The 1,411-nt window shown below is 47.3% G+C and carries 1 protein-coding gene; it reads right to left on the bottom strand.

Features of this window, described 5'->3' with window-relative positions; translation table 11 throughout:
• The coding region (locus ESE_RS12295; protein WP_010375094.1) for a hypothetical protein at positions 1-1,411 on the bottom strand (1,411 nt) is incomplete at both ends.

Raw genomic sequence — 1,411 nt, 5'->3', positions numbered from 1 at the left:
TGTGACATTCTTGGTCATGTCCGCAATGTCGTCTTCAACCTTTTGTTGCGCCTTTTGGATATCAGCCAATGTTGACTTGTCGTCAGCTGCAACCTTCTGCAAGTTATCCTTGTCAGCTTGCAACGTCGACTTCTCAGCTTGATCAGCAATGTTGGTTGGAACCGTAGCCGTCACAGTTGTATTAGCCGTGTCGATAGCGTTTTGACGGGTTTCTTGCAAGGCCTTCAAAATACCGTCAACGATATCTTGTTGTGCCTTAATGTCTGAAACCTTCGTCGTGGCATTGTTCTTAGGATCGGTCAAGTTCTTCAAGTTAGCAACAGCCGTCGCCAACTTGGCTTGGTCATCCTTTGGCAACTTACCGATTTGGTCAAGTAAGTTAGCTGGCTCTTCAACAGTGGCTTGCTTCTTGGCAGCATCTAGCTTGCTTTCGGCTTGCTTGATCGCGTCATCGTAATTATTCTTTGCCGTATCAACCTTGGCTTGATCATATGGATTTGCGTCCAATGCAGCATCAACTGCCTGCTTGGCACCAGCAACATCCTTGTCATCAGCAATATTCTTTGCCACCACAGTTTCGTCAGCTACTTGTAGCTTTGCAACTGCTTCGTCAATTGCCGTCTTCGTGCCAGTTTCCTCGGCTGACTTCACAGCGTCGATGCGCGCCTTAACGTCATCATCCGTCGCATGGGTTACTGCTGTTACAGCAGTGTCAGCCGTAGTTACAGAAGTTTGACGCTGTCCCTCGGCAACTTCAATGTCGTGTTGCAACTTCTGACGGGCACCATCAATATCTGATTGGGTAGCCGTCTTGTTGTCAGCTGACGTCAAACCAGTCAACGTCGCAATATCATCCTTGATTGTTTCATCTTGATCCGTGTACTTGGCAACATTATCTGCCGTGTTCCACTTGTTGATAACGCTATTTCCAGCTGACTTTGCATCGTTAACGTTGTCCGTCATCGCCTTGATATCATCGGCAACCTTTTGTTGCGCCTTTTGAATATCAGCCAATGTTGACTTATCATCGGCTGCAATCTTCTGCAAGTCATCCTTGTCAGCTTGCAGCGTTGAATTCTTAGCTTGATCAGTAATGTTAGCAGGTACATCCGCCGTTGCTACGGTCGTTGCATCTTGCACAGCTGTCTTACGTGCCTCTTGCAATGGTGCCAAAATACCGTCAACGATATCTTGTTGTGCCTTAATATCTGAGGCCTTCGTTGTGCCGTCGTTCTTAGGGTCAGTCAAATCCTTCAACTTCGCAACAGCCGTTGCCAACTTGTCTTGGTCTGCTGGTGACAACTTCTTGATTTGGTCAAGCAAATTAGCTGGTTCTTCGACAGTTGCATTACCCTTGGCAGTAGCCAACGCAGCCTTAGCATCAGACACTGCCTTGTCCAAATCACCAAGT

Source organism: Weissella cibaria KACC 11862, assembly GCF_000193635.1.
Taxonomy (GTDB): domain Bacteria; phylum Bacillota; class Bacilli; order Lactobacillales; family Lactobacillaceae; genus Weissella; species Weissella cibaria.
The sequence above is the reverse complement of the archived record's forward strand: the minus strand, read 5'-3'. Positions and strand labels throughout refer to the sequence as shown.